The sequence below is a fragment of the Nostoc sp. FACHB-190 genome, from assembly GCF_014696905.1.
Taxonomy (GTDB): Bacteria; Cyanobacteriota; Cyanobacteriia; order Cyanobacteriales; family Nostocaceae; genus Nostoc_B.
Genome location: NZ_JACJQW010000015.1, coordinates 78,877 through 104,199 on the forward strand (window position 1 = coordinate 78,877; position 25,323 = coordinate 104,199).

The following is a 25,323-nucleotide window of genomic DNA, read 5'->3' on the forward strand; positions in this document are numbered from 1 at the left end:
ATTATTATTCATGCTACGTAAATTTACTAGTCGGGATGAATTGATAACGTATCTGCGCGAACAATTTCCCCAAGCCGCAGAACGTGACAACCATATTAGTAATACTATTGGCGGACGCAAAGCAGCCCAAAAAGCATTACAAAAAGTAGACCCAGCCGCCTACAGCAAAACCCGTAACTTTTTTACAGGCGCAGTTACAAAACTTTCACCATACATTCGCTATGGGGTGTTAAGTCTAGCCGAAATCCGCGAATATGTACTTGATAACGTCAAACATCCAGAAGATGCTACCAAACTAATTAACGAATTAGGCTGGCGTGATTATTGGCAGCGATTGTATGTCAAGCTAGGTGATGGCATCTGGCAAGACCAAGAAGAATATAAAACAGGTTACACAGTCTCAGAATACGTCCCAGAACTACCCCAAGACATTCAAGCAGGTAGTACAGGGCGAGTTTGTATCGACAGTTTCAGCCAAGAATTGCGAGAAACTGGCTACTTACACAACCACGGGCGGATGTGGTTAGCGGCTTACATCGTTCATTGGCGGCGTATTCGTTGGCAAGCCGGGGCTAAATGGTTTTTGCAACATCTTTTAGATGGTGATCCTGCCAGTAATAATATGTCTTGGCAATGGGTAGCCAGCACATTTAGCCATAAACCATATTTTTTCAACCGCGAGAATTTAGAACGCTATACCAAAGGTGTCTATTGTCAAAAATGCCCACTGTACGGACATTGTGACTTTGAAGGTAGCTACGAAGAATTAGAACAGAAGTTATTTCCCAAAGGGGAATTTACCAAAAAGCCAAATAGCCAAAGTTGGCAGCATGGCAAAAAAGGGAAAAAATAAAGCCTATAAACCCCTCAGACTTGAAGTCTGGGGCTATACAAACACTTCTTTTACACCCCTACACCCATTTTCAAGGCAGTTCTCATGAATAAACCAATTATCTGGATACACGGCGACTGTCTCAGCCCATCCAACCCCGCATTTCAAGAATACCCTGATGCCCCAGCAATTTGGGTATGGGACGATGCTTTAATCGAAGAATGGCAATTAAGCCTGAAACGCATCGCCTTTATTTATGAATGCTTGCTAGAGTTGCCAGTAGAAATTCGTCGCGGCAATGTTGCCCAAGAAATTTTAGCCTTTGCTAAAGAACACAATGCTAATTTTGTGGTGACAGCCGAAAGCCCAAGTCCGAGATTTGATGATATCTGCGATGACATAGAACGTTCTGTGAAATTAGAAGTATTAGCCGTAGAACCATTTTTTGAGTATGACGGCTATATCGATTTAAAGCGTTTTTCCCGCTATTGGAAAGTAGCGGAAAAGTACGTTTTTGATTGATGCGGCAAGTGCTGAGTGCTTTACACTGAGCGTAGTCGAAGTGTGAGTGCTGAGTAAAACATTCTTCCTCTACCCCTACTCCCTACTCCCTACTCCCCACTCCCTACTTCTAAGGCGACAACCGCTCAATTTTCCAACTGCCATCATCTAAAAGAGTATAAAGCAAGCGATCGTGTAGTCGGCTAGGACGACCTTGCCAAAACTCAATTTCGGAAGGAATGACCCTTAAACCCCCCCAATGAGGCGGACGAGGAACTTCTTGATTTTCATATTTACTCTGAAACAGTTCCATTCGCTTTTCTAGCAGTTCTCGACTTTCGATAACTTCGCTTTGATGAGAAACCCAAGCACCTAAGCGACTATTAGGTGGACGACTTTCAAAATACTTGTCTGACTCTGCTTCCGAAACTTTTTCTACATGACCACAAATTCGTACTTGGCGTTCTAATTCTGCCCACCAAAAAACCAAAGCTGCTTGAGGATTTTCTGCGAGTTCTTGTCCTTTGTGACTGTCGTAATTAGTAAAAAAAACAAAACCTCGTTCATCAAAATCTTTGAGTAACACCATTCTCGCCGCAGGTTTAGCATCAGGTGTGGCAGTAGCTAAAGTCATGGCATTGGGTTCTGGCAATTGCGCTGCTAATGACTGCTCAAACCATTTTTTAAATTGTATAAATGGGTTAGGGTCAACTTCAGTTTCAGTTAAGTCTTGTAATGTGTAGTCTTTGCGGAGGTCAGCTATGGTGGTATTCATCGTTATGTATTTCCTCTATAACAGATACACTTATACAGGGCTTAGTTAAAAATATCTATAAATCATGGCTGGTATCAATGCCAGTTGCCCAAATTTCTTTCCGAACCGTCTCAAGCATTAAATCCAATGCGCCGTTCAGCCTCTCTGCAAACTCTGTTATTCTACGGTTTGAGCGGCCCGATTATCGCTCTCAATGTTGGGCTGCTATCAATACTTTTCAACTATTTTAAGCATCCCATCACGATTGTTAGTGTTGCGGCGATTTTAGCTTTTTTACTGAATTACCCAGTGAAGTTTTTTGAACGCGCCCGCATCACTCGGACACAGGCAGTCATCATAGTGTTGTTGGTGACATTGACATTGTTTGTCATTTTGGGTGTGACTTTAGTCCCAATCGTGATTGACCAAACAATTCAACTGTTAAATAAAATTCCTGATTGGTTAACTGCAAGTCAAACCAACTTAGAACAACTAGAAGCATTTGCCCAAAAGCGCCGTTTACCTTTAGATTTACGAGTACTGAGTAATCAAATTAATGCCAGTATACAAAACATAGTCCAGCAGTTAGCATCTGGAGCGGTGGGTGTAGCTGGGACTTTGCTATCGGGCTTATTAAATATTGTACTGGTGGTTGTACTGGCATTTTATATGCTTTTGTATGGCGATCGCGTCTGGCTCGGTTTAATCAATCTTTTGCCATCTCACATTGGCGTACCTTTGACGATATCTCTACAGCTAAATTTTCAAAGATTTTTCTTGAGTCAATTGCTACTTGGCTTATTCATGATAGTGACTCTCACCCCGATTTTTCTTGTGATGAAAGCGCCTTTTGCCTTATTGTTTGCCATAGTTATCGGCATATCAGAACTGATTCCCTTTATTGGGGCAACCTTGGGCATTAGTTTGGTGACAATTTTAGTAATGCTGCAAAACGGTTGGTTAGGAGTGCAAGTTGCGATCGCTGCAATGATTATGCAACAAATTAAAGATAATCTCTTAGCACCCAAATTACTCGGTGACTTTATCGGTCTCAACCCCATTTGGATTTTTATTTCTATTTTGATTGGATTTGAAATTGCGGGATTGTTAGGTACACTTGTGGCTGTTCCCATCGCTGGCACTATTAAAGGCACATTTGATGCCATCAAAACCAACAAAGGAGGTAATTTCGTCTCACCTTTCACCATTTCCCACGACCCGCCAGAAGACCGGATAAATTAGGGAGTGGGGAGTGGGGAGTAGGGAGTAGCGCCTCGACTTCTCCTGACGGAGACGCTGCGCGAACGCTCGGCGAGTAGGGGCAGGGGACAAGGGAGACAAGGGGGACAAGGGGCAGGGGAAGAATGTTTTACTCAGCACGTACACTTCGGCTACGCTCAGTGTACAGCACTCTGAACTAATGACAAATGACAAATGACTATTAAGTTATCTTGCTGAAACACCAGTATAAAAACCTAATGATATATTAGTTTGTCCATAAATAATTAAATTAACTAGAGTATCTTGCTGGGATTTGTTTCACCGACCTCAAATCACACCTTCCATAATTCGGAAATCAGAATGGATGCTTCCGAGCTATTAGAGACAATAACACTCCTCATTGACCAAGCTGAACGGGGGGAAATAGACCCTTGGGATGTCAAGGTGATAGAGGTAATTGACCGTTATTTAGAATTTATGGCACCGGAGGCGACAACAAAAGGCTATGAAGCCGATTTATCTCAATCTGGCCAAGCTTTTTTGTCGGCATCAATGCTGGTGTTATTCAAAGCAAATACCTTGATGCAATGGTCAACAGCTGGAGATGTCGCAGAAATTTTAGAAGATGACGGCATAACTGATTTGGAAAACGGCTTCTCTCATCAGCGTCGATTGCCATTAGAGTTACAGCTACGCCGCCGTCCCTCGGCTATGCCACCGCCTAAGCGACGTGTCACCCTGCAAGAATTAATTGAACAATTGCAGCTGATGGCAAATCAGCTAAAACTCGTCCAAAAAGTTGATAAGCCAGCGCGGGTGAAGCGCCAGCCTAGTGTCCGTACAATGCGGCAGGCGCTAGAATTAGCTCACCAAGAAAATCTCACAGAAGTTGCTCAAGAACTGGAGGAGTTACTGCGTAATGCTGCCCAAGAATTATTTCAAGAACAAAGTTATGTCACCCTGGAACAGCTTGTACAATTATGGTCTCAAAACCAGCAACCACAACAAAATAATGCTCACCATGAGTCAGAACACAGCCACTTAGTTGGTGTGTTTTGGGCTTTACTGTTGTTATCGGCTCAATCTAAAGTCGAACTATTTCAAGCGGAATTTTACCAAGAAATCCAAATTCGGCTGATTACAGATGCAGTTAACATACCAAAATCCGTAGAACAACCAATAAACTAAATTACTAGTTCAGATTAAAAATAATTATGTAAGTTACACAGAGATACCAAAGCTATTTTTTTAAGTTTTAGCAAATTTAGAATATTAGCGATCGCTTGCGGCGGGTTAAGCCTGTAGCCTATCTCTCGCTATGGTTGCAATAACCAGTAAATTACTGTTATCCCTGATTCTAGGAGTTGCTTAGAACAGAGATTAAAACTGATGATTAAGTATTACTCGTTGAAAGTAAACTGGCTTGTGGTTGAGGAACAAATTTTATGAAAGCGATGATTCTCGCGGCGGGTAAGGGTACTCGCGTTCGTCCCATTACCTACACGACTCCCAAACCAATGATTCCTATCTTGCAAAAGCCAGTGATGGAATTTTTACTGGAACTTTTGCGTCAACATGGTTTTGACCAAATTATGGTCAATGTTAGCCATTTAGCTGAAGAAATTGAAAACTATTTCCGCGACGGTCAACGGTTTGGCGTACAAATTGCCTATTCTTTTGAAGGTAAAATTGATGACGGTAAACTGGTGGGGGAAGCCATTGGTTCGGCGGGAGGAATGAGGCGGATTCAAGATTTCTCGCCGTTTTTTGACGATACTTTTGTAGTATTATGCGGTGATGCTTTAATTGACTTGGATTTAACAGCAGCTGTGAAGTGGCATAAATCTAAAGGGTCTATAGCCACAATCATTTCTAAATCTGTTCCCCTAGAAGAAGTTTCTAGTTACGGTGTTGTCGTTACTGATGAAGAGGGACGTGTCAAAGCTTTCCAAGAAAAACCTTCAGTAGAAGAAGCCCTCAGCACCAATATCAACACAGGGATTTACATTTTTGAGCCAGAAGTATTTAAATACATTCCCTCTGGGGTTGAATATGACATCGGTAGTCAGTTATTCCCCAAATTAGTCGAAATTGGTGCGCCTTTCTACGCGATTCCGATGGATTTTGAATGGGTAGATATTGGTAAAGTCCCAGACTACTGGCGAGCAATTCGCGGTGTATTACTAGGTGAAATTAAAAACGTCCAAATTCCCGGTCATGAAGTCGCCCCTGGCATCTACACTGGTTTAAATGTGGCAATCAATTGGGACAAGGTAGATATCACTGGCCCAGTTTACATTGGTGGAATGACCAGAATTGAAGATGGAGCGAAAATCGTTGGGCCAGCGATGATCGGCCCGAATTGTTGGATATGCAGTGGCGCAACTGTAGATAACAGCGTCATCTTTGAATGGTCACGTTTGGGGCCTGGTGTCCGTCTCGTTGACAAGTTGGTGTTTGGTCGTTATTGCGTGGATAAAACAGGCGCATCTATTGATGTGCAAGCTGCTGCTTTAGACTGGCTAATTACTGATGCGCGTCAAGCACCACCAGTCCACACACCTCTAGAACGACAAGCGATTGAAGAATTGCTGGGGACAAGCACCAGCTAGGGGCTAGAGGCTAGAGGCTAGGGGCTGGTAACTTTGGATTAATCCCAAAAAAATTCCCCTAATCTCTAGTAGTCTGCCAAGGAAACTTTGCGTTGTGGTCAGCAGAGGAGCAGAGGGGCAGGGGGAAAAGACTTACTGCAAGTTTCTCCCCTGCTCCCCTGCACAAGAGCTTACCTCCACGTAGCAATTTTGGGTTGGTACACTACTAGTCCCTAGTCTCTGATCCCTAACCTTTAGCTGTTCAGATAGGTGTATCTTCTGAGACTTTGCTCGTAGGTTTGCAATAACCTTTGGGATTCTGCCAAGGTAATGCGTTTTTCTTCTAGTGCTTTCTCGCAGCGTTGGCGGATATTTTCCACCATATCTTCGGAGTCATACTGCACATAACTGACTACCTCGCTCATAGTATCGCCTTTGACGACGTGTTGAATTTGGTAGCCTTTGGGTGTGAGTTGAATGTGAACGGCGTTGGTATCACCAAACAAGTTGTGCAGGTTGCCCATGATTTCTTGATACGCACCATTGAGGAACATTCCCAAGTAATAGGGTTCGCCTGGTTGGAAGGTGTGCAGTTCTAAAACAGATTTGACATCACGCAGGTCAATAAAGCGGTCAATTTTACCGTCACTGTCGCAGGTGAGGTCTGCCAAAATTCCCCGTCTTGTTGGTTCTTCATCAAGGCGGTGGATAGGCATAATGGGAAATAACTGGTCGATCGCCCAACAATCTGGTGCTGATTGAAACACTGATAAGTTGGAGTAGTAGATGGAAGCCATGATTTTTTCTAGGTCTTCCAGCTCGTCGGGTACGTAATCTTGCTGTCTAGTAATGTCTAAAATCTTTTGACAACAAGCCCAATAGAGACGCTCGGCTTTGGCTCTTTCCCGTAGACGCAAAATGCCTAAGTTAAAGCGGCTGATGGCTTCTTCTTTAAATTGGGTTGCGTCGTGGAAAAACTCTTGGTAATTTTCTTTGTTAATTGATTGATAAGTTTCCCACAAGTAATTGATAATTGGTGATTCTCCCTCTTGTGGGGGTTCGGGGGGATGGAGGGGGACATCGCTGGTACTGAGAATGTCAAAAATCAGTACCGATTGGTGAGATGCGATCGCCCGTCCACTTTCACTAATCAGTGTTGGTACGGGGATTTGTCTTTCCGCACAGGTATCTTTTAACTCTGCAACAATATCGTTGGCATAGTTCTGCATGTTGTAGTTTTTCGAGGCGTAGAAGTTGGTTTGAGAACCGTCATAATCTACACCCAAGCCACCACCAACATCGAGATATTTCATGTCTGCTCCCAACATCGCCAACTCTACATAAATGCGGCTGGCTTCTTGGATGGCATCTTTAATTACATTGATGGCAGAAATTTGCGAACCGATGTGGAAATGTAATAACTGCAAAGACTCGATTAACTCGGCTTCGCGTAATTTATCCACAGCTTCGATAATTTCGGGCATGGTTAAACCAAACTTGGCGCGATCGCCACTGGAAGTTCCCCAGCGTCCCATTCCTTGGGTGCTGAGTTTGGCACGCACTCCCAAAATTGGTTTAATCCCTAACTGGCGATTAGCCGCAATTACCAAATCAACTTCTTCAATCTGCTCTAAAACAATAATTGGGGTTTGGCCTAGTCTTTGGGCTAACATTGCCGTTTCGATGTATTCCCGGTCTTTATAGCCGTTGCAAACGAGCAATGCGCCTGGGGTATCCAATAAAGCCAGGGCAATCATTAATTCTGGCTTGGAACCGGCTTCTAATCCAAATTGATGGGGTTTACCAAATTTGACTAAATCTTCAATCAAATGCCGTTGTTGGTTGCATTTGACAGGAAACACCCCACGATAAACACCAGGGTAGTTATAACGAGCGATCGCTTTGGCAAAACAAGCATTTAACCGCTCAATGCGGTCTTCTAAAATGTCAGAAAAGCGAATCAGCAAGGGTAGCCCCAAATTCCTTTGCTTTAAGGCGTTGACCAGTTCAAACAAGTCAAGAGAACCCCCGCGATCGCCTTTGGGAGAAACAGTCACATGACCAGCAGCATTAATTGAAAAATAAGGTTGTCCCCATCCTTCAATGCGGTATAGTGCTTCGCTATCCTCGATTTTCCAAGCGCGAGGTAAATCGCCGGCGGTAGTGCTTGGTGGTAATAACTTTTTTTGTTTGTGATTTTTCACTTCAGATTTATGACCATTTGACGGTAGTTGTACCACCTCATCAGATGTAGCAGTTGACTCAACACCCATTTCTGACCTCTGTGTTTCACCCACGAATAAACAATTTAACGCATTCATCTGGTAATGGATACGCACCTAGTGATGATTTCTGAGATAAACTCTGATTGGTCAATTGTCATTCGTCAATATTGTCATTTGTCATTGGTCATTCGTTTTTAGACTATTGACAAAGGACAAAAGACCAAGGACAAAAGAAAATTGACAAGATAAAAACTTTATTAAGTTTTGGGAGACAGCTTTGGAACGCACATTTTTAGCAATTAAGCCTGATGGCGTACAACGTAAACTAGTTGGCGAAATTATCCGTCGGTTTGAAACTAAGGGTTTTACCCTGGTGGGGTTGAAGTTTCTCCAAGTAAGTAAAGAATTGGCGGAACAACATTATGGTGTTCACCGGGAACGCCCCTTTTTCGGTAGCTTAGTCGAATTTATCACTTCTGGCCCAGTTGTAGCGATGGTCTGGGAAGGTGATGGTGTGATTGCGGCGGCGAGAAAAATCATCGGTGCTACCAATCCCTTAACCGCAGAACCAGGTACAATTCGCGGCGACTTTGGGATCAATATTGGACGCAACTTAATTCACGGTTCCGATGCTCCCGAAACTGCACAGCAGGAAGTTGCTTTGTGGTTTAAAGATGAAGAGTTAGTTAATTGGCAACCACATATTTTCCCTTGGTTGCACGAATAATTTTGGGGAGTAGGGAGTGGGGAGTGGGGAGTGGGGAGTAGGAAAACACGGCATTTCTGCCGCCTGCCTCCGGTTGGTGAATCTCGACTTCGCTCGATTACCGCGTAGCCGAACCACTGCCTCCTGACTCCTGCCTCCTTATTTCGAGACTTCGGTTTTTTCCGGTTCAGCTTGGGGTAATGGGGCGGGATTCCGTTTAGAAAAGCCCCAAGCTAAAATCAGGGCGATCGCAGTGATCATTAACCATTCTGGTGGCACTAAATCATCGTTGATCACTTTTAAGAGCAAACGCAAACCTACGAACGCCACAGTTACATAACCTGCATCTTCGAGGTTGGCATATTCATCTAACCACCGAATAAACAAGCCAGCCATAAATCGCAGTGTAATAATTCCGATGGTGGCACCTGTTAAGACTAACCATCTTTCTTGGGAAACTGCGATCGCGGTTGTCACGCTATCCAATGAAAATGCCAAGTCTGTAAATGCAATTACAGGTATGGCTTGTAAAACAGTTTTAAACCTCGGCCCATGATGGTGAGAGTCTTCTGTTTCTTCTGAGGTAAAGTGTTGGAATACCAGCCACAGCAAGTAAGCCGCACCTAACAGTTCAAATTGCCAGAAATTTTGTACCCAGGTAGCAGTCAAAATCAGGGAAATCCGCAACACGTAGGCAATTACTAAACCAAAGTTCAGCGCCTTACGTTCGAGTTCTTTGTCTTCTAATCCCTGCGCGATCGCAGCGAGGGCGATCGCATTGTCAGCCGAAAGCACTGCCTCTAAAAACACCAGAATTAACAGGACTATAGGGGCTTCGACGCTGAAGTGAAAGTGGAGATAATCAAATATGCTGTCTAGCATTCCGGGGTTCTCAAGCTAAAAATAAAAACTAACAGAATTTTTTCTATAAAAAGCGCAATCAATCGCTACTCTTATCCAGCTTAACTTGTAAAAGCTGCATAATTGTGGCGATCGCATCTAAGTATTTTACATTCTTATTTCAATGTAGTATTGAGAATACAGAAATTCGGCAGCGATCGCTAGAAGCTGGATGGAAGATATGGCAATTCTATTTGAGATATCAAACGAGGGACAAGCTAGACAAGGGAGATAGATAACAGGTTGGCGTAAATAAACAAACCACTCTTCGGCTACGCTCAGTACAAGTACGCTCAGTGACCATAAAGAATTGCTAAAAGTCTTGTGGTATCAAGATTATTTCTTTTGCCTTTTGCCTTTTGCCTTTTTACTTGTTGTAATAGTCTGACAGGCTGCATAAACTCATAACCCCAAACCTATTGATTGAGTGAAGGGATAAAACCCACACACTAAACACTCACATTCAAAGGAAAACAGTTATGAAAACACATCTTTTACTCAGCCTTGCTTGTTCTATCTCTTTATTAGGTACAGTTACCTTACCTACTTATGCTCAACCAGTTCCCACTGTGCAACCACAAGCAATCAGTTCTGAAATTACCATTCCTCAAGATACTGCAATTATTGTGGCTTTTCCTGCACCTGTTACCATCGATGTTGGGCAGAAGAAAGATTATCCTCTGACTCTTCCTTTGGCTAGTGCCATTAAAGATGCTCAAGGCAATATCATCGCGCCTGAAAATACCCCAGTCAGTATAGTTTTAAAACCCAAAGAAGGCGGGGCGAAGATTATAGCACAGTCTTTAGTGATTAACGGCAAAATTGTTACCATCAAAGCCTCTAGTCAAGTGATTCCTGGTACTACCATTACCTATGTGCGAGCTAATGATAAGGCAGTTGAAAATGGTTCGGTTTGGGGGAGAATTGGCGGCAGTACTTTAGGCTTTATCAGCCAAGGAGATCCTGAGCAATTTGATCGAGGAGCTATGTTAGGCAGTGCTGTAGGATTGTTGACAGGTTTACGTTCCGCAGAAAACACCCGGATTGTACAAATTCCCCAAAGTAGTGTTTATGTCCTATCCCTTGAAGCTCCTATTAGTTTAACTCCTCGTTAGTAACAGAAAAAATCATTCCCAAAGTTTTACGCTGGCTGCAAGATGGCTAAATGAAAATTATGTCGATTTTCTACTATCAAGTATTTTTGTTGTAACGGTTGCCACTGCTGCCATAATTGGTAACGATGTTCTGCTAATAAGTTAGCTAAAGTAGGCAGATGAGTGTTAAATTCTGACTTAAAAATTTCTGTCAGCCAATCTCCCATCACCACGCTATCTTGAATGCTTCCTAAAATATCTTGTATGCTTTTTATTTCCGCAATGTAGCCTGTGTAAGCGTCTGTATATAATTCAGCAAATAATTCCATTTGATAACGCAAGCGTTTTGCTTGTTTGCGTAAATCATGAATCGTCTCACCTTTACTAGTTAAATGTTGTTCTATTTTTTCAGCTTGCCAATCACTGCGAATCTTCAATTCTGACTCGGTAACTTGAGTTCCCACTAACCACCCTGGATGGAGGAAGAAAATACTGACTTCTGGTAAGAGTAAATCTGGTAATACTTGCTGAATTGGCAGAGAACCTAAAGAGTGGTAATGAGGTTTTTCTAACCAGTCTTCTAATGTTTGTTTAAAAGATTTATATGGCTCATCTTTGAGTGTATTCAACACATCAGCTAATGCAACTTCTCGCTGTTTTGCTAAAGCCTGAAAAGCTTTATGTAGAGATTTTTGTTCCTTATGTGGTAGTTTTGGTTGATAAAGCTGTTCTAAACTTTCTTTGAGTACGTCTAAGTCTCTGAGGCTACCTAGCCGACGAGCAATTTTACCAATATTTTTATCACTTGCTGGCTTTGGCAAATCTAGTACAATATCAAACCGACTGACTGCGGTACGGAGACGGCGCATCCCTACACGCATTTGATGTAATGCTTCAGGATCTTCATCTTTTTTAACAGTTTTTTCGTACTTTAAAGTTTTATTAAAATGCTTTTGAATTGCTTGGTAGGCGTATTCGCCTAGTGTTTTGACTGTGGGTTTGGTGGCTAGTTTCATAATTAATAGCAACTAGTTACTGATTAGGGTTATTGCATACTAGCATCAGTTTAAAAAAACCATCTATCTCCAGATAGTTTTTTAAACTTGATAACTATAATGATGAGTATTAATATTAGCATTATTTTGAGATGAATCTAAAAATAAAGTGAGTTTATAGAGATTTTTGTCTAATACTGATTAAAATGGCTGTCATTATCTTGGATAGTTACTGGAATCACAAAAAATATTCATCATAAAAATGCCAAACTCACAGATCATCAAGCAAGTTATTCTCACATTTACTGAAAGTTTTCGAGAATACAGAACGGATATTTCAGGAGTAATGTTAACGCCTGATAAACATTTATGGTTAGGCTCAGATGAAACTTCTACCTTGGAAAGACTAACTTTGAGTGAAGAAAATAAATTTGCCGAACACCAACAATATAAAGTCTCAGATTTTCTTAAATTACCTGCTTCAGAAGACGAAGAAATTGATATTGAAGGATTGGCGTATACAGATTATTATTTATGGTTAGTTGGTTCCCATAGTTACAAACGCAAAAAACCCAAACCTGACAAGTCTGATCAAAAAAATGTTTCGAGACTGGCAAAAATTGAAACCGAACCTAATCGTTATATCTTAGGCAGAATTCCTTTGATAGATGGCAAATTAGTTTCTGCTTGTCAACACCCACAAGACGCAAATTTACAGTTAACTTCGGCAAAATTAGAAATCACAAAACAAGGCAATTTACTAATGTCTGCTTTAGTAAATGACCCTCATTTGGGGGCATTTATTCAAGCTGCAATTCCCGGTAAAGACAATGGTTTTGATATTGAAGGGTTAGCTATTTATCAAAATAAGCTTTTTTTAGGGTTGCGTGGCCCTGTATTACGAGGTTGGGCAATAGTTCTGGAAATTGAACTACAAAACTCCAGTCCTGGATTGCTGAAACTCATGCCGATTGGTGAAGAAAAGAAAGAATACAAAAAATATTTCCTTTGGCTGAATGGGTTAGGAATTCGTGATTTGTGTCTGGATGGGGAAGATTTATTAATTTTAGCTGGGCCAACAATGGATTTAGATGGCCCAGTGCAAGTTTATCGTTGGCAAAATGCTGTGAAGTCTTCAGAAAATCTGCTCAACTATCCACAGCTTGTGCAAGAAATTCCTTATGGAAATCGCAATGATCATGCTGAGGGAATGACTTTATTTCAAGATATTTTAGGAGCGCCTTCGCTGTTAGTGGTTTATGATTCTCCGGCTGAGACTAGGTTAATTGACGATCGCAGCGTCACCGCCGATATATTCTCCTTAAGTTAAAGGTTAGTAGAAATTGCTTGCACAGGACAAGTCGGAATACACTGTTCACAAACAATGCAGCGCGATCGCGTAAATGTTAATTTATATGTTTCTGGATGCAAACTCAGTGCTTCTGTGGGACATACCCCAGTACACAAGCCACAGTCAACACAGATATCTTCATCAATAGCAATTTCTCCCAAACTGGAAGATACACCAATGTGACGCGATCGCATCCATTCAATTGCTGCATCTAACTGATCAATATCTCCAGAAAGTTCCACCACCAATTTACCGATTTGATTGGGGGCGACTTGGGCGCGGATAATATTGGCAGCTACATTAAAATCTTTTGCCAGTACATAGGTTACAGGCATTTGAATAGCACGCTTGGGAAATGTTAAAGTAACTCGTTTTTTCACAGGTTTAAGCAGGTAGAGGCGGACAGATAAAAAGAAAGCGATAAACTAAAAAGTGGCAATAGTTAATAAGTATGAATAAATTTGCTATGACTACAGAAGCATCCGTTAATACTCCCACCAAGCCAGAATCTAAATTTGGGCAGCGTTTAAGAAACTTCTTAATTGTAATAGTAGCGATCGCCCTGAGTGTTGCCCTTGTTTTAGGGTTAAGAACTGAAACTAATTCCATTTCTGTGGCTGAGTTGGCGAAAAACTCCACACCCCTAGATGTTGCTGTGAGTAACGGTAAACCATCCATCGTGGAGTTTTACGCTGACTGGTGTACTGTTTGCCAAAAAATGGCACCAGATATGGCAGAACTAGAACAGCAGTATGCCGACAAAGCTAATTTTGTCATGCTGAACGTAGATAACACCAAATGGTTGCCAGAAATGTTGAAATATCGCGTAGATGGTATTCCCCATTTTATATTTTTAACTAAAGATGGAGAAAGTACGGCCCAGGCGATCGGTGATATACCCCGTAATATCATGGCTAATAATGTCGAGGCGTTAGTGGCTGGTACACCCTTACCTTATGCCCAAGCTAGTGGTAAAACTTCTAAAGTTTCCACCTCAGTTGCACCAAAACCGCAAGATGATCCCCGCAGTCATGGTAGCCAAGTCGTGAATTAATTGTTTTAAACATATAGGAATACGGTTTGATTCCTGAATCTAGTTATGTACCCAGGGAGTAGGAAAGAAGCCTGACCTATCTTTGTCTACAAAAACAAATGCACCAGTAAAATACCCTGGGTGGGGTATCTTCCTGGTGCAACAAGCAAATTTCGACAAACAGGGGAGTAATTAAGAACAGTTGTTCGCTATTTTTGTAGATGGATATTGTACCGATTTGAGCAACCTACATTTTATTGGCTCAACCGCCTGCAACAGCAGGTACAATACTCACTTCATCACCATCTTTCAACGATGTAGCTATTCCCTCTAAAAAGCGGATATCTTCACTATTCACATACAAATTTAAAAAGCGTCGTGGTTGTCCTGCTTCATCACACAGTCGCTCTTTGATACCAGGACAATGTTTTTCTAAAGAATCGAACAACTCAGCGACACTGCTACCTGTGCATTCGATGGTAGCTTGACTATTTGTGAATTTTTGGAGAGCAGTTGGAATTAAAACAGTAACAGCCATATTGGAAGTGTGAAGTGTGAAGTATGAAGTGGGAAATTTAGGTTTGTTGTTTTTTACCTTTAAACTAGAACTTGTTGCCATTCTAGGCGGTCTAGGGTACGAGAACGTTCTAGGGCGCGTTCAAAACTATCGAGTTTGGCATCAATTGTCAATGGTTCGCCAACGTAACCTTGAATTGCTTCTTGAGTTTTCAAACCATTGCCAGTGATATAAACAACGGTAGTTTCATCTGGATCAATTTTGCCAGCTTCTACCAATTTTTTCAGCACAGCGATGGTTGTACCACCTGCTGTTTCTGTAAAGATACCTTCGGTTTCTGCCAGCAACTTGATGCCTTCGATAATTTCTGCATCGGTGACTGATTCAATATTACCGCCTGTTTTCTTCGCAATTTCGACAGCATAGACACCATCTGCTGGATTACCAATTGCGATCGATTTAGCAATTGTATTTGGTTTCACTGGCTTGATAAAGTCGCGGTCTTCTTTAAATGCTTGAGCGATGGGCGAACAACCTTCAGCTTGTGCGCCACTAAACCGCACATTTTTATCTTCTACTAAGCCAACTTCGACAAATTCTTTGAAGCCTTTATAGATTTTGGTAAACAGCGAACCAGAAGCCAGAGGCGCAACTATATGATCTGGTAATTGCCAACCCAGTTGTTCAGCGACTTCAAAGCCGAGAGTTTTGGAACCTTCAGAGTAGTAAGGACGCAGATTAATATTTACAAAACCCCAACCATGTGTATTTGCAACTTCTGAACAGAGGCGGTTTACTTGATCGTAGTTGCCTTTAACAGCCATGAGTGTAGGGCTGTAAATCAAGCTACCTAAAACTTTACCTGCTTCTAAGTCAGAGGGGATGAATACGCAGCAGTCTAAACCAGCATGAGCCGCGATCGCAGCTGTAGAATTTGCTAAGTTACCAGTACTAGCACAAGATACTGTAGTAAAGCCTAGTTCCCTAGCGCGAGACAAAGCAACTGAAACTACCCGATCCTTAAAGCTGAGGGTAGGCATGTTGACGGCATCATTTTTAATGTAAAGCTTATTCAGACCCAGGCGACGGGCAAGACGTTGGGAACGCACCAAAGGAGTCATCCCAGTTCCCACATCAATTACATTGTCAGTTGCAACAGGTAAAAATTGACGATAGCGCCAAATTGAATTTGGCCCGGCTTGAATTTTTTCGCGGCTCACACTCAGGCGAATATTGTTGTAGTTGTATTTCACTTCCAACGGCCCAAAGCAAAACTCACAAACATGACTAGCTTGGAGTTCGTATTCTGCACCACATTCTTTACACTTCAACGCTTCTAATGTGGCTGTGGTGGTTTGGGTATGTTTGGAGATTGCCTGAGTCATAGCGATCGCTTTCCCTGTTTTGTCCGTCAACTGTCGCTTGATAGTAACACGAGTAAAAATACCAGTCAAACATACCCGATAAAAATAGTCGGATATTTGTCTACGCACAAAAATTCCTTGAAAAAATAAAAATATCTTTCTGATTGTTGATGAACACTCAGTATTACGGTAATACCTTATTAATTAAGTATAAAAAAATGTATTTTTTTTAATTAAGATATCGTTGATAATACTGGGTAAATTTAAGTATGAATTTTTGGTATACCAGTATTTCGACTGTTTTTTTATTGCAGATGCTTGATTTAAGGTTGTTATTGTTACGCAATATTTGTGTAAGAAGTAATAGCCAAAGTGTCAGTAAATCAAGCAAAATGTAAGTAAAATCTGTCACTTATATTTAATTAGTATTACATCACTATTGGAATGGAAGAATTCAATTCCAGCATTTATATCAACTCTTATCGAAATTAATCAGACTGCACCGTATTTAGCAACTACACCCAATGAAATCTCGTTACCCAACTCACAAGACTAAAAACGGCAAATTATACAATACTGTAGTAGCAACAGTATTGTTAGCTAACGGGTTTTTCTTGGTCTCCCCAGTGTTAGCTCAAACTACGCCAACCGCAGCTGGTACATCTATCGATAACCAAGCTACAGCCACCTACGAAGATCCCAATAATCCAAATATACCCATCAATGCCACTTCTAACACCGTTACTATCTCCATAGCAGAAGTAGCTGGTATTTTGGTTCAAGCTGGTACACCTGTAGATAACAACGGTGGAACTATTCAAACAGGCGATCTGATATATTTTCCTTTTACTATCACCAACATCGGTAACGACCCGACTCGGTTCCAAATTCCCACCCAGGCTGGTATTACAGGGCCAGGTACACAAGGCACACTACAATACAGCACTGATGGAACAACATGGACAGATGTTCCTACTGGTGGCTTCACTACAGCTTCCATACCAGTTAATGGCACGATACAAGTACGAGTCCCAGTCACAGTAAATTCAGGAGTAACACCTGGACAAACCATTAAAGTGACTTTAGGGGAAACTAACCCTGCTGAGACTAACTCTAACTCTCCACGAGCCGGATCGATTAATGATGCTAGAGATATTTACACTGTGGACAATGCAGATGGCACACAAGGAGAAGTTACAGGTGTACCTGCTAACGGTGTAGTAGAAGGCAGTGCGGCAGCCACAATCACTATTGCTCCGAAGTACTATTCTTTGGCTACCATACTCAAAACTCGCGGTACTTATAGCAATAGCAATACGCCAACTGATATTACAGACGATACTATCAACTACAGCTTGAGTTTACAAGTTAGGTCTACTGATAACACAGGTCAAAACATCACTCCCTCAGCTTTAGCTGGTTCTGTTATACCTGGTCTTACTGGCACCAATATCTTAGTTTCCGATGCTATTCCTTTTGGGACACAATTAGCAGCAATACCAACTGCTCCCACTGGTTGGACTGTAGTTTACTCTACTACTCCTGTAACTACATCTGCTAACGCTGCTACCTGGACAACCACAGCGCCAGCAGATTTATCTACTGTCACCCGCATCGGTTTTGCAAAAACTACTGTAGATGGCAACACATCTACTTATCTTGCTGCTGCGGATGCACAATCAACCAACTTCTCTATTCAGGTAAAAGTTAAAACAGGACAGACTGCACCTCTAACCATTGCCAACATCGCGCAAGTCTTCGGTAAAACACCAGAGACAAATGCTCCTGTATTTGACGAGTCTGGTGATATCAATCCCAGCAACTTTGATGGGACTCCGAATAACATGACACCCTCACGAAACGTAGATACAGATGGGGATAATGTACCAGATAAGTTACCAGATGTCGTACCTGATGGTTATATTACTGATCCAAAAACTGACCCCACTGATCTAAACAACACCGGAACTGATACCAATGGTAATAATACTGGTTCAGGCACTGATGGTGAAGCCAACGTATTTACAATCAGCCTTAACTCACTTGTCAACGGGCCGAATGGTTTTCCTGACGCAGTAGGCCCGAATAATAATAATGATGATTTTACAAACAAGTCTTCCAATGTTCCGGCTGGCTTAACTCCTGGTTCAACATTTAATCCAAACGCAGTTACTTTTACTAACACTATTCTCAATACAGGTAGTTTGGTAGCCAATATATCTTTACTACCTACACCACCAGCTACCCCAAGTCACTTGCCTAACGGTACAACCGTAACGATAACTGTTGGCTCTTCATCCGCTACTTATACATACAACGGCACAGTCTTTACATTTACAAGTGGCACTGGTTTTGCGGCAGGCAACCCTATCAGTGCTACTAACCCATTACAAATTAGCGCATTGGCAACAAATACTCAATCTAGCTATACCGTCACTGTTGATTTGCCTGCTGGTACTCCACTTTCAACTGATCCTGGTTTGGAACGCGGCTTCCCTGTACCAATCACGGCATTTATTGACGCTAATGGTGATGGTGTGTCTAACAACAACGAAGTGGCAAACATCACTATTGATCGTGTCTACACTGGTTTCTTGCAACTAATTAAACAGTCACGGATTTTACAAGGAACTGGGCCAGCAGTTCAAGGTACGGATGGTACTTTGAGTACAACACCGAAAAAACCTGCACCGGGAAATATTGTTGAGTACGTGATTCAATACAAAAATATTTCTGAACCACAGCCAGCAAATGGTAACAATAATGTAATTTTAAATGCTACCAAAGTGGTAATTACGGAAGATGGTACTTTAGCTCCTAATAATTGGGCGGTAGACAATGCACCTACCAATAACGTAATTGATACAAGCCATGTTCTTGGCTCAGTTCAGGCAGCAGGAACAATTCAATTCTTCGGTGGTACTCTTGCTAATACTGTTGGTAGTGAACAAAGTGGTACTACTGCGGCTACAGATATCACCAAGTATGTAAATACTCTCTCTGCCCCAGTTACACCTGGTCAAACAGGAACATTTATCTTTCAACGTAAGGTTAATTAACAGTAATTTATCAGGGTGATGAACATGAAACAAATTTTTATGGCTGGGATAGGAGCAAGTTTATTGCTGACCACAGCCTCTTTTATAACTAATTTATCAGGGGTATTTCATTGGCAAAAATTTAACATTGCCGTTGCTCAAACTCCACAAAAAACACAGGCTTTAAAGTTAGTTTTGGCAGCAGAAAAGCAGGTTTTATTTAAAGATCAGCAAGGTAAGCAAAAGGTAAATTGGCAAGCATTAAAAGGGCAAGCAGTAGTACAATCGGGAGATATATTACGGTATACCTTGACTGGGCAAAATACAAGCGATCGCCCACTAAAAAATCTTACACTCAATCAACCCATTCCCAAGGGAATGATTTATATTTTAAAATCTGCCAATTTTACTGGTGATGCCAAAATTACCTACAGCATTGACGGCGGACGTAGTTTTGTTGAAAATCCCACATTAAAAGTTACTCTACCAAACGGCAAATTAGAAACCAAACCAGCACCTGCAACTGCTTACACTCACATCCGGGTAAACATTCCCTTGGTAGCAGCAAAAACTACAGTTAAATTAACTTATCAAAATCAGGTACGCTAACTGATAATTTTTGTTCCGCTTTTGGGCAAGATTTATTTACTAGTCATCTGTCATTATCGGTCTATTTTTACTACTTCATTTGACTGGATAATTACCAACAAGTCATTGACAGGCTTCTTTTAAACGACAACAAATTCAACTTATCAATAAATGTTTTTATTAACAAGTATTATGGCGTTTATGAGGAGATTAATTCAATGAGTCATCCTTGTAAAAAAAAACAGATAACCTTTGGTATTAACTGGAACCAAGGTTTAACAAAAATAGTTTTTTTGATTAGTTTTTTGCATACTAACGCACCCATAGTAGTAACCGCGCAAGATACTCGCGTGGTTAATCTCACTAACCAAGCTACTTATACTTATACTTATCAAGATAATGGTCAAAATATTCCATATCAAGGAATTACTAGTCAACTTCAAGTTAGTCCTATCCCATTAGTTGACCCATCAGGAAGGATTTTAGGTTGTGGGGGTACACCCCTAGCAGACTACACGGGTTTTTCTGTAGGTATATATGAACCTAACCCCTCTGACCCTACAGGAACAGAATTAGGGCAATTACTTTCTTTAACCCGTACCGAAATTCCTGATATTCCGAGTAACAATATTCCTGGTGGTAAATCACCCAATAGCGAGAATAGTAATCCCTTTTCGATTACTAATAATCCAGCCGGTTTCTATAATTTTTTACTTGACCCCAATCGAGGCCAAACTGATCCGGGGAGACAATATATTTTAGTTATTAATCCTCCAGCTAATTCTATATACCAACAACGGCGGATTAAAATTGAAATCATCGATCGCACAGGTACAGGTAATAACAGTATTGTGCGTTATGCTGCTACCTCTTTAGATGGTCAACCAATCCGAATTACAGGCGAAACCAGAGTAGAAGATAGCGTTGTTGTTGTACCCAATGCAGAGGTAGTGGGGCTAGATTTATTAGCTTTTGCCTTGACCACTAATATGTGTCAAGCACAGCAATTACAGATTATTAAAACAGGCGATCGCGCCACGGCGGAACCAGGGGATACAGTTATTTACCGTATATCAGTGAAAAACTTATCTGATACTACTTTAAATAACTTAGTTGTCACTGATACCTTGCCTTTAGGCTTTAATTTCATTAACAAATCTGTGCGTGGTGAGTTAAATGGTCAAGCAGTTAACATTACTACAGAGCGCAATGGTAATACAGTTACCTTCCGCACAGATGTCACAATTCCATCTCAAACAGTTGTCAATATTGCCTACGCTGCCCAACTCACACCTGATGCAGTGCGGGGGACTGGCCGCAATAGTGCGATCGCTCGTGTACTTAGAACTGACAACAACCTAGCTGCCAAGGATGGCCCTGCAACTCACCAATTAGTCATTCGTCCAGGGATTGTGGCTGACTGCGGCACAATTATCGGTCGTGTGTTTGAAGATAAAAACTTTGACGGCGAACAGCAAAATGGCGAACCAGGAATTCCCAATGCCGTAATTTTTCTAGAAAACGGTAATCGCATCACCACAGATCCCAATGGTTTGTTTTCTGTCGCCAATGTTTTGCCAGGAAGCCATACAGGAGTACTCGACCTCAGCAGCATTCCCGGCTACACTCTAGCCCCCAACCACAAATTCCGCGAACGTAATACGCAATCTCGCTGGGTACGTCTGGAACCTGGCGGCTTAGTCAGAATGAACTTTGCTGTCACCCCCAGCAAGCAGGAGTAAATAAAGTATGAAACCTCAAGTGCATGGTGTAACTACCTTGAATCTCAGGCTGATGGGTGCTGTAGCAAGTGCAATCAGCGTTGTTTTGTATCCAGCTGTCGTTAAAGCCCAAACATCCACGCCAGAAACAGAAAAGAGTCAGTTTCCCTCAGCTTCTACCTTAGCCACAGCAGATAATCAAACTTCTGTGGATGTGTCCAAAGAAGTTGATGAACTTTCTCAGCCAAATCCTGCAACCCAAGACAATCATATTCATAGTTCGTTAATATCTGACAACGAACTAACTGCGGTTGAACCTCCTTTAGTAACAACCGGCATACAACCATTTCAACCTGCTACTGATATTCAAATTCCTAAAAAGTTACGTAAAATTGCGGCATCTGTAGAGAATCAAAACACAACTATCAAAATTCTTAACCCCTCTACTGATAGTGTGGTGGATATTCCGGCGACGAACGTGAGTGTGCAGTTTTCGAGTGATAGTCAAATAGAATTGCGCGTTAACGGCCTACTGGTAGATGCTTCATTAATTGGACGGACAGAAACGGATAGTCAGACCAATTTAGTCACACAGACATGGTATGGTGTCTCACTCCAAGCCGGAGAAAATATCATCTCTGCACAAGAAGTAGGTAAACCAGAATTATCTGTAAAAGTACGGGTAGTAGTGCGGAGTACACCAAAAAAGCTCACACTAGAAACCCTAGAAGCCCGTATTCCGGCTGATGGACGTTCAACTGCAACTATCCGTGGTGAATTAATCGATGAAAATGGCAATCGCTCTAACCGCGATGCTGTTGTGACCGTAATACCAACGGCGGGAGAATTAATCGGAAAGGACTTCAAACCTGATGAACCAGGATTTCAGGTAGAAGCGAAAGCTGGGGAGTTTACCGCCAGATTGCGGTCTGATTTAAAAGCCCAAACCGTCCGCATTCGCGCCACAACCAATGATTTAGAAGCCTTTACCCAACTGCAATTTGAAACAGCCTTGCGTCCAAGTTTATTAACTGGTGTGATTGATGTCCGTTTGGGTGCAAGAGGTACAGATTACTACAGTAGTTTTCGAGATTTTGTCCGTCCTGACAAAGATACCAGCACGCAATTAGATTTTCACTCAGCGATATTTGCCACAGGTGCAATCGGCGAATGGTTGTTTACAGGTGCATATAATAGTTCCCGCACTCTCAACGAAGATTGTAACTGCGACAATCGCCTATTTAGAAACTATCAATTTAACGAGCAGAACTATCCTGTTTATGGCGATAGTTCTCGCACCGACGTTGTTACACCCTCAATTGATAGTGTATTTTTGCGGTTTGAACGCACCTCAAAAATTCCTAATGCGGCTCCTGATTATTTCATGTGGGGTGATTATGACACAGAAGAGTTTGCCCGGACATCCCAGCAATTTACTTCTATTACTCGTCAACTCCACGGCTTTAAAACTAACTATAATTTTGGAAATTTTCAATTTACAGGCTTTTATGGTAACAATATCGAAGGCTTTCAACGAGATACTATTGCGCCTGATGGAACCAGTGGTTATTACTTCCTTTCCAGAAGGTTAGTCATCGCTGGTAGTGAAAATGTCTTTTTGGAATTAGAAGAACTCAACCGTCCTGGTACTGTATTAGAGCGGAAACAACTCAGTCGTGGCCCAGACTACGAAATTGATTACGATCGCGGTACTTTAATTTTTCGTGAACCGATTCTTCGTACAGATATAGATAGTACTGGACAAGTCTTAGTCCGACGCATTGTAGTGAGCTATCAATATGACAGTCAAGACTCTGACAGTAATATCTATGCAGGTAGATTACAGTATCATTTTTCCCGCACTTTGAATCAAGAAAGTTGGTTAGGTGCAACTTTTATCCAAGAAAATCAAGGAATGCGGGACTTTCAACTGTATGGTGCAGATACGCTGATTTCTTTAGGTGGTAATGGCAAGCTAATTGCTGAATATGCTCATTCATCGAATGATTCGGAGGTGATTGGTAAAGTCAGTGGTGCAGCTTACCGCTTAGAAGCCGAGGGACAAATTAGCAAGACTATTCAAGGACGTGCTTATTATCGATTTGCTGATACAGGCTTTGCCAATAATGCCACCATCAGTTTTGTACCTGGACAAACTCGCTATGGTGGACAAATCACAGCGAGACTTTCGCAAACAACGAATTTCCGGGCGCAATATGACCACGAAGATAACTTTGGAATTGCACCCCAACCGCTAGATACTTTTGAAGAACTATTTGCACAACGTTCGGAAGCTACACCAGGAAGTAAAGTTGATAACTCCTTGACAACAATTTCTGCCGGGATTCAACAACGTTTAGGTAAGGCTACCGTTGACGTTGATTGGATTCATCGCCATCGAGAAGATCGGATTCCGGTGAATGCTTTAACGAGTGATTCCCATCAATTGCGATCGCGTTTGACTTTTCCCATCGCCAAAAACCTGACCTTCGCCGCCCAAAATGAACTCACACTCTCTTCCAGTGCCGATACTGTTTATCCAGACCGTACCATCTTGGGCTTGAATTGGGCTGCTATCCCTGGTGTGAATGTCAGTCTTGCCCAACAGTTTTACAGTAGCGGTCAACAAAGCGGCAATTCCATCACCAGTTTAAGTATCAATGGCGAGCATAAACTCGGCACAGACACAACTTTGACTGCTCGTTACTCAATTTTAGGAGGTGCTAACCAACTCACAACTCAAGGTGCTATTGGCCTAAATAACCGTTGGAAAATTGCTCCTGGTTTACGGCTGAATCTGGCTTACGAACATGTATTTGGCAGTTTCTTTAACCGCACCGGCGCAGGACAACAATACGCCCAACCTTTCACAGTCGGCCAAGCCGCTTCATCTATAGGTTTTGAGAGTGGCGATAGCTACAGTGTGGGTTTAGAATACAGTGATAACCCTGAGTTTCAAGCCAGTGCGCGTTATGAGCATCGCACTTCTGCTAGTGGTTCTAATACAGTAATTTCAGCAGCAGCCACAGGGAAAATTTCGCCAGCACTCACAGCCTTAGCACGTTATCAACAGGCAAACTCAGCCAATCAAAAACTCACGGGTTTGGGTGATACAGTGAACCTCAAACTAGGTTTAGCTTACCGTGACCCCAGCAATGATCAATTTAATGCTTTGCTACGCTATGAATACCGAGAAAATCCAGCCGTGATTCCTGACACGATTTTGTTAGGTAGTGGTACAGGCTCTACAGACCATACTTTTGCTCTGGAAGCTATTTATGCACCCAATTGGCAATGGGAATTTTACGGTAAATATGCTTTGCGGAACAGTACATCTTACTTAGCTAACGATTTAGTTGGGACTAGTAGCGTGAATTTGGGGCAATTGCGAGCTACTTACCGCTTGGGATACAAGATGGATTTAGTAGGAGAAGCGCGTTGGATTGGGCAAGGTAATTATAGTGAAACAGGCTTTGTTGTCGAAACTGGTTATTATTTGTCGCCTAACCTGCGTTTAGCTGCTGGATATGCTTTTGGCAGAGTTGATGACCGAGATTTTTCCGGCGTGCGTTCTGCTGGCGGCCCTTATTTGGGTTTAACTTTGAAACTCAACGAATTATTTGAAGGTTTTGGACAGCAGAAAATCCCACCACCACAGCGTTAGAAACTTGACATTGTTGGCTCTCTAGATAATAGAAGTTTTGCGGATTTTAATAACCATGATTTGACATAATTCTCAGTAAAAATACTGCTTACGATCTAGTCGTTTAGTAAGTCACAATGAAGCGGCTGATAATTCGGATTTTGTTTCTGTTGGATAAGCGATCGCTCCAATTTTTTGGGCATGTTAACACTAGTCAAATCATACTATCCGTAATTAGTAAAATAACTC

General features: G+C 41.9%; 20 protein-coding genes. 13 read left to right on the forward strand and 7 right to left on the reverse strand.

From position 1 onward, the window contains the following. Window positions 1–10 precede the first annotated feature (10 nt). Both H6G28_RS17430 and H6G28_RS17435 read left to right on the forward strand, forming a co-directional pair. The gene (locus H6G28_RS17430) at window positions 11–853 is read left to right on the forward strand and encodes an FAD-binding domain-containing protein (RefSeq protein WP_190672654.1); all 843 of its coding nucleotides are present in this window, start codon (window positions 11–13) and stop codon (window positions 851–853) included. A gap of 84 nt (window positions 854–937) precedes the next feature. Further along, on the forward strand, window positions 938–1,354 hold the full coding sequence (locus tag H6G28_RS17435; RefSeq protein WP_190672656.1) for a hypothetical protein: 417 nt from the start codon (window positions 938–940) through the stop codon (window positions 1,352–1,354). Between the two features lie 109 nt (window positions 1,355–1,463). Here H6G28_RS17435 and pdxH read toward each other — a convergent pair whose 3' ends face one another. Further along, a complete protein-coding gene (gene pdxH, locus H6G28_RS17440; protein WP_190590562.1) occupies window positions 1,464–2,108 on the reverse strand; it encodes a pyridoxamine 5'-phosphate oxidase in 645 nt (214 codons plus the stop codon). A 126-nt stretch (window positions 2,109–2,234) separates the two neighbouring features. Between pdxH and H6G28_RS17445 the strand changes: the two genes are divergently transcribed. The 3 genes from H6G28_RS17445 to H6G28_RS17455 all read left to right on the forward strand — a co-directional run bounded on the left by H6G28_RS17445 (window position 2,235) and on the right by H6G28_RS17455 (window position 5,920). Beyond that, a complete protein-coding gene (locus H6G28_RS17445) occupies window positions 2,235–3,329 on the forward strand; it encodes an AI-2E family transporter (RefSeq protein ID WP_190672659.1) in 1,095 nt (364 codons plus the stop codon). A gap of 339 nt (window positions 3,330–3,668) precedes the next feature. Further along, entirely contained in the window at window positions 3,669–4,496 is an 828-nt protein-coding gene (locus H6G28_RS17450) for a segregation/condensation protein A (RefSeq protein WP_190590564.1), read from the forward strand. Between the two features lie 257 nt (window positions 4,497–4,753). Beyond that, on the forward strand, window positions 4,754–5,920 hold the full coding sequence (locus H6G28_RS17455) for a nucleotidyltransferase family protein (RefSeq protein WP_190590565.1): 1,167 nt from the start codon (window positions 4,754–4,756) through the stop codon (window positions 5,918–5,920). Between the two features lie 233 nt (window positions 5,921–6,153). Here the strand turns inward: H6G28_RS17455 and speA are convergent, their stop codons facing one another. Continuing rightward, window positions 6,154–8,172: a biosynthetic arginine decarboxylase gene (gene speA / locus H6G28_RS17460; RefSeq protein ID WP_190590566.1), complete on the reverse strand. Its 2,019-nt coding sequence runs from the start codon at window positions 8,170–8,172 to the stop codon at window positions 6,154–6,156. A 229-nt stretch (window positions 8,173–8,401) separates the two neighbouring features. On the opposite strand from speA, the gene ndk reads away from it, so the two are divergent. Continuing rightward, entirely contained in the window at window positions 8,402–8,851 is a 450-nt protein-coding gene (ndk, locus tag H6G28_RS17465) for a nucleoside-diphosphate kinase (RefSeq protein WP_190590567.1), read from the forward strand. Between the two features lie 138 nt (window positions 8,852–8,989). Here ndk and H6G28_RS17470 read toward each other — a convergent pair whose 3' ends face one another. Continuing rightward, on the reverse strand, window positions 8,990–9,712 hold the full coding sequence (locus tag H6G28_RS17470) for a MeeY/MeeF family manganese export membrane protein (protein WP_190672661.1): 723 nt from the start codon (window positions 9,710–9,712) through the stop codon (window positions 8,990–8,992). A 497-nt stretch (window positions 9,713–10,209) separates the two neighbouring features. Between H6G28_RS17470 and H6G28_RS17475 the strand changes: the two genes are divergently transcribed. Next, entirely contained in the window at window positions 10,210–10,845 is a 636-nt protein-coding gene (locus H6G28_RS17475; RefSeq protein ID WP_190672664.1) for a hypothetical protein, read from the forward strand. A 26-nt stretch (window positions 10,846–10,871) separates the two neighbouring features. Here H6G28_RS17475 and H6G28_RS17480 read toward each other — a convergent pair whose 3' ends face one another. After that, window positions 10,872–11,840, reverse strand: a complete 969-nt coding sequence (locus tag H6G28_RS17480; RefSeq protein WP_190672667.1) for a CHAD domain-containing protein — start codon at window positions 11,838–11,840, stop codon at window positions 10,872–10,874. 241 nt (window positions 11,841–12,081) lie between these two features. Between H6G28_RS17480 and H6G28_RS17485 the strand changes: the two genes are divergently transcribed. Next, entirely contained in the window at window positions 12,082–13,149 is a 1,068-nt protein-coding gene (locus H6G28_RS17485; RefSeq protein ID WP_190672670.1) for a DUF3616 domain-containing protein, read from the forward strand. Here the strand turns inward: H6G28_RS17485 and H6G28_RS17490 are convergent. Beyond that, window positions 13,146–13,550: an NIL domain-containing protein gene (locus H6G28_RS17490; RefSeq protein WP_096582235.1), complete on the reverse strand. Its 405-nt coding sequence runs from the start codon at window positions 13,548–13,550 to the stop codon at window positions 13,146–13,148. The genes H6G28_RS17485 and H6G28_RS17490 overlap by 4 nt on opposite strands. Before the next feature lie 86 nt (window positions 13,551–13,636). Here H6G28_RS17490 and H6G28_RS17495 point away from each other — a divergent pair, with 86 nt between their 5' ends. Next, window positions 13,637–14,224, forward strand: a complete 588-nt coding sequence (locus tag H6G28_RS17495) for a thioredoxin family protein (protein ID WP_190672773.1) — start codon at window positions 13,637–13,639, stop codon at window positions 14,222–14,224. A 241-nt stretch (window positions 14,225–14,465) separates the two neighbouring features. Here the strand turns inward: H6G28_RS17495 and H6G28_RS17500 are convergent, their stop codons facing one another. Both H6G28_RS17500 and thrC read right to left on the reverse strand, forming a co-directional pair. Further along, window positions 14,466–14,741: a MoaD/ThiS family protein gene (locus H6G28_RS17500; RefSeq protein WP_190593575.1), complete on the reverse strand. Its 276-nt coding sequence runs from the start codon at window positions 14,739–14,741 to the stop codon at window positions 14,466–14,468. A gap of 59 nt (window positions 14,742–14,800) precedes the next feature. Beyond that, a complete protein-coding gene (thrC, locus tag H6G28_RS17505; RefSeq protein ID WP_190593636.1) occupies window positions 14,801–16,105 on the reverse strand; it encodes a threonine synthase in 1,305 nt (434 codons plus the stop codon). A gap of 503 nt (window positions 16,106–16,608) precedes the next feature. Here thrC and H6G28_RS17510 point away from each other — a divergent pair. The 4 genes from H6G28_RS17510 (at window position 16,609) to H6G28_RS17525 (ending at window position 25,095) form a co-directional block, all read left to right on the forward strand. Next, on the forward strand, window positions 16,609–19,143 hold the full coding sequence (locus H6G28_RS17510; RefSeq protein ID WP_190672673.1) for a beta strand repeat-containing protein: 2,535 nt from the start codon (window positions 16,609–16,611) through the stop codon (window positions 19,141–19,143). A gap of 24 nt (window positions 19,144–19,167) precedes the next feature. Further along, entirely contained in the window at window positions 19,168–19,731 is a 564-nt protein-coding gene (locus H6G28_RS17515) for a DUF11 domain-containing protein (RefSeq protein WP_190672676.1), read from the forward strand. Between the two features lie 197 nt (window positions 19,732–19,928). Then, window positions 19,929–21,452: an isopeptide-forming domain-containing fimbrial protein gene (locus H6G28_RS17520; protein ID WP_190672679.1), complete on the forward strand. Its 1,524-nt coding sequence runs from the start codon at window positions 19,929–19,931 to the stop codon at window positions 21,450–21,452. Between the two features lie 7 nt (window positions 21,453–21,459). Then, entirely contained in the window at window positions 21,460–25,095 is a 3,636-nt protein-coding gene (locus H6G28_RS17525) for a TonB-dependent receptor (RefSeq protein WP_190672682.1), read from the forward strand. Window positions 25,096–25,323 lie beyond the last annotated feature (228 nt).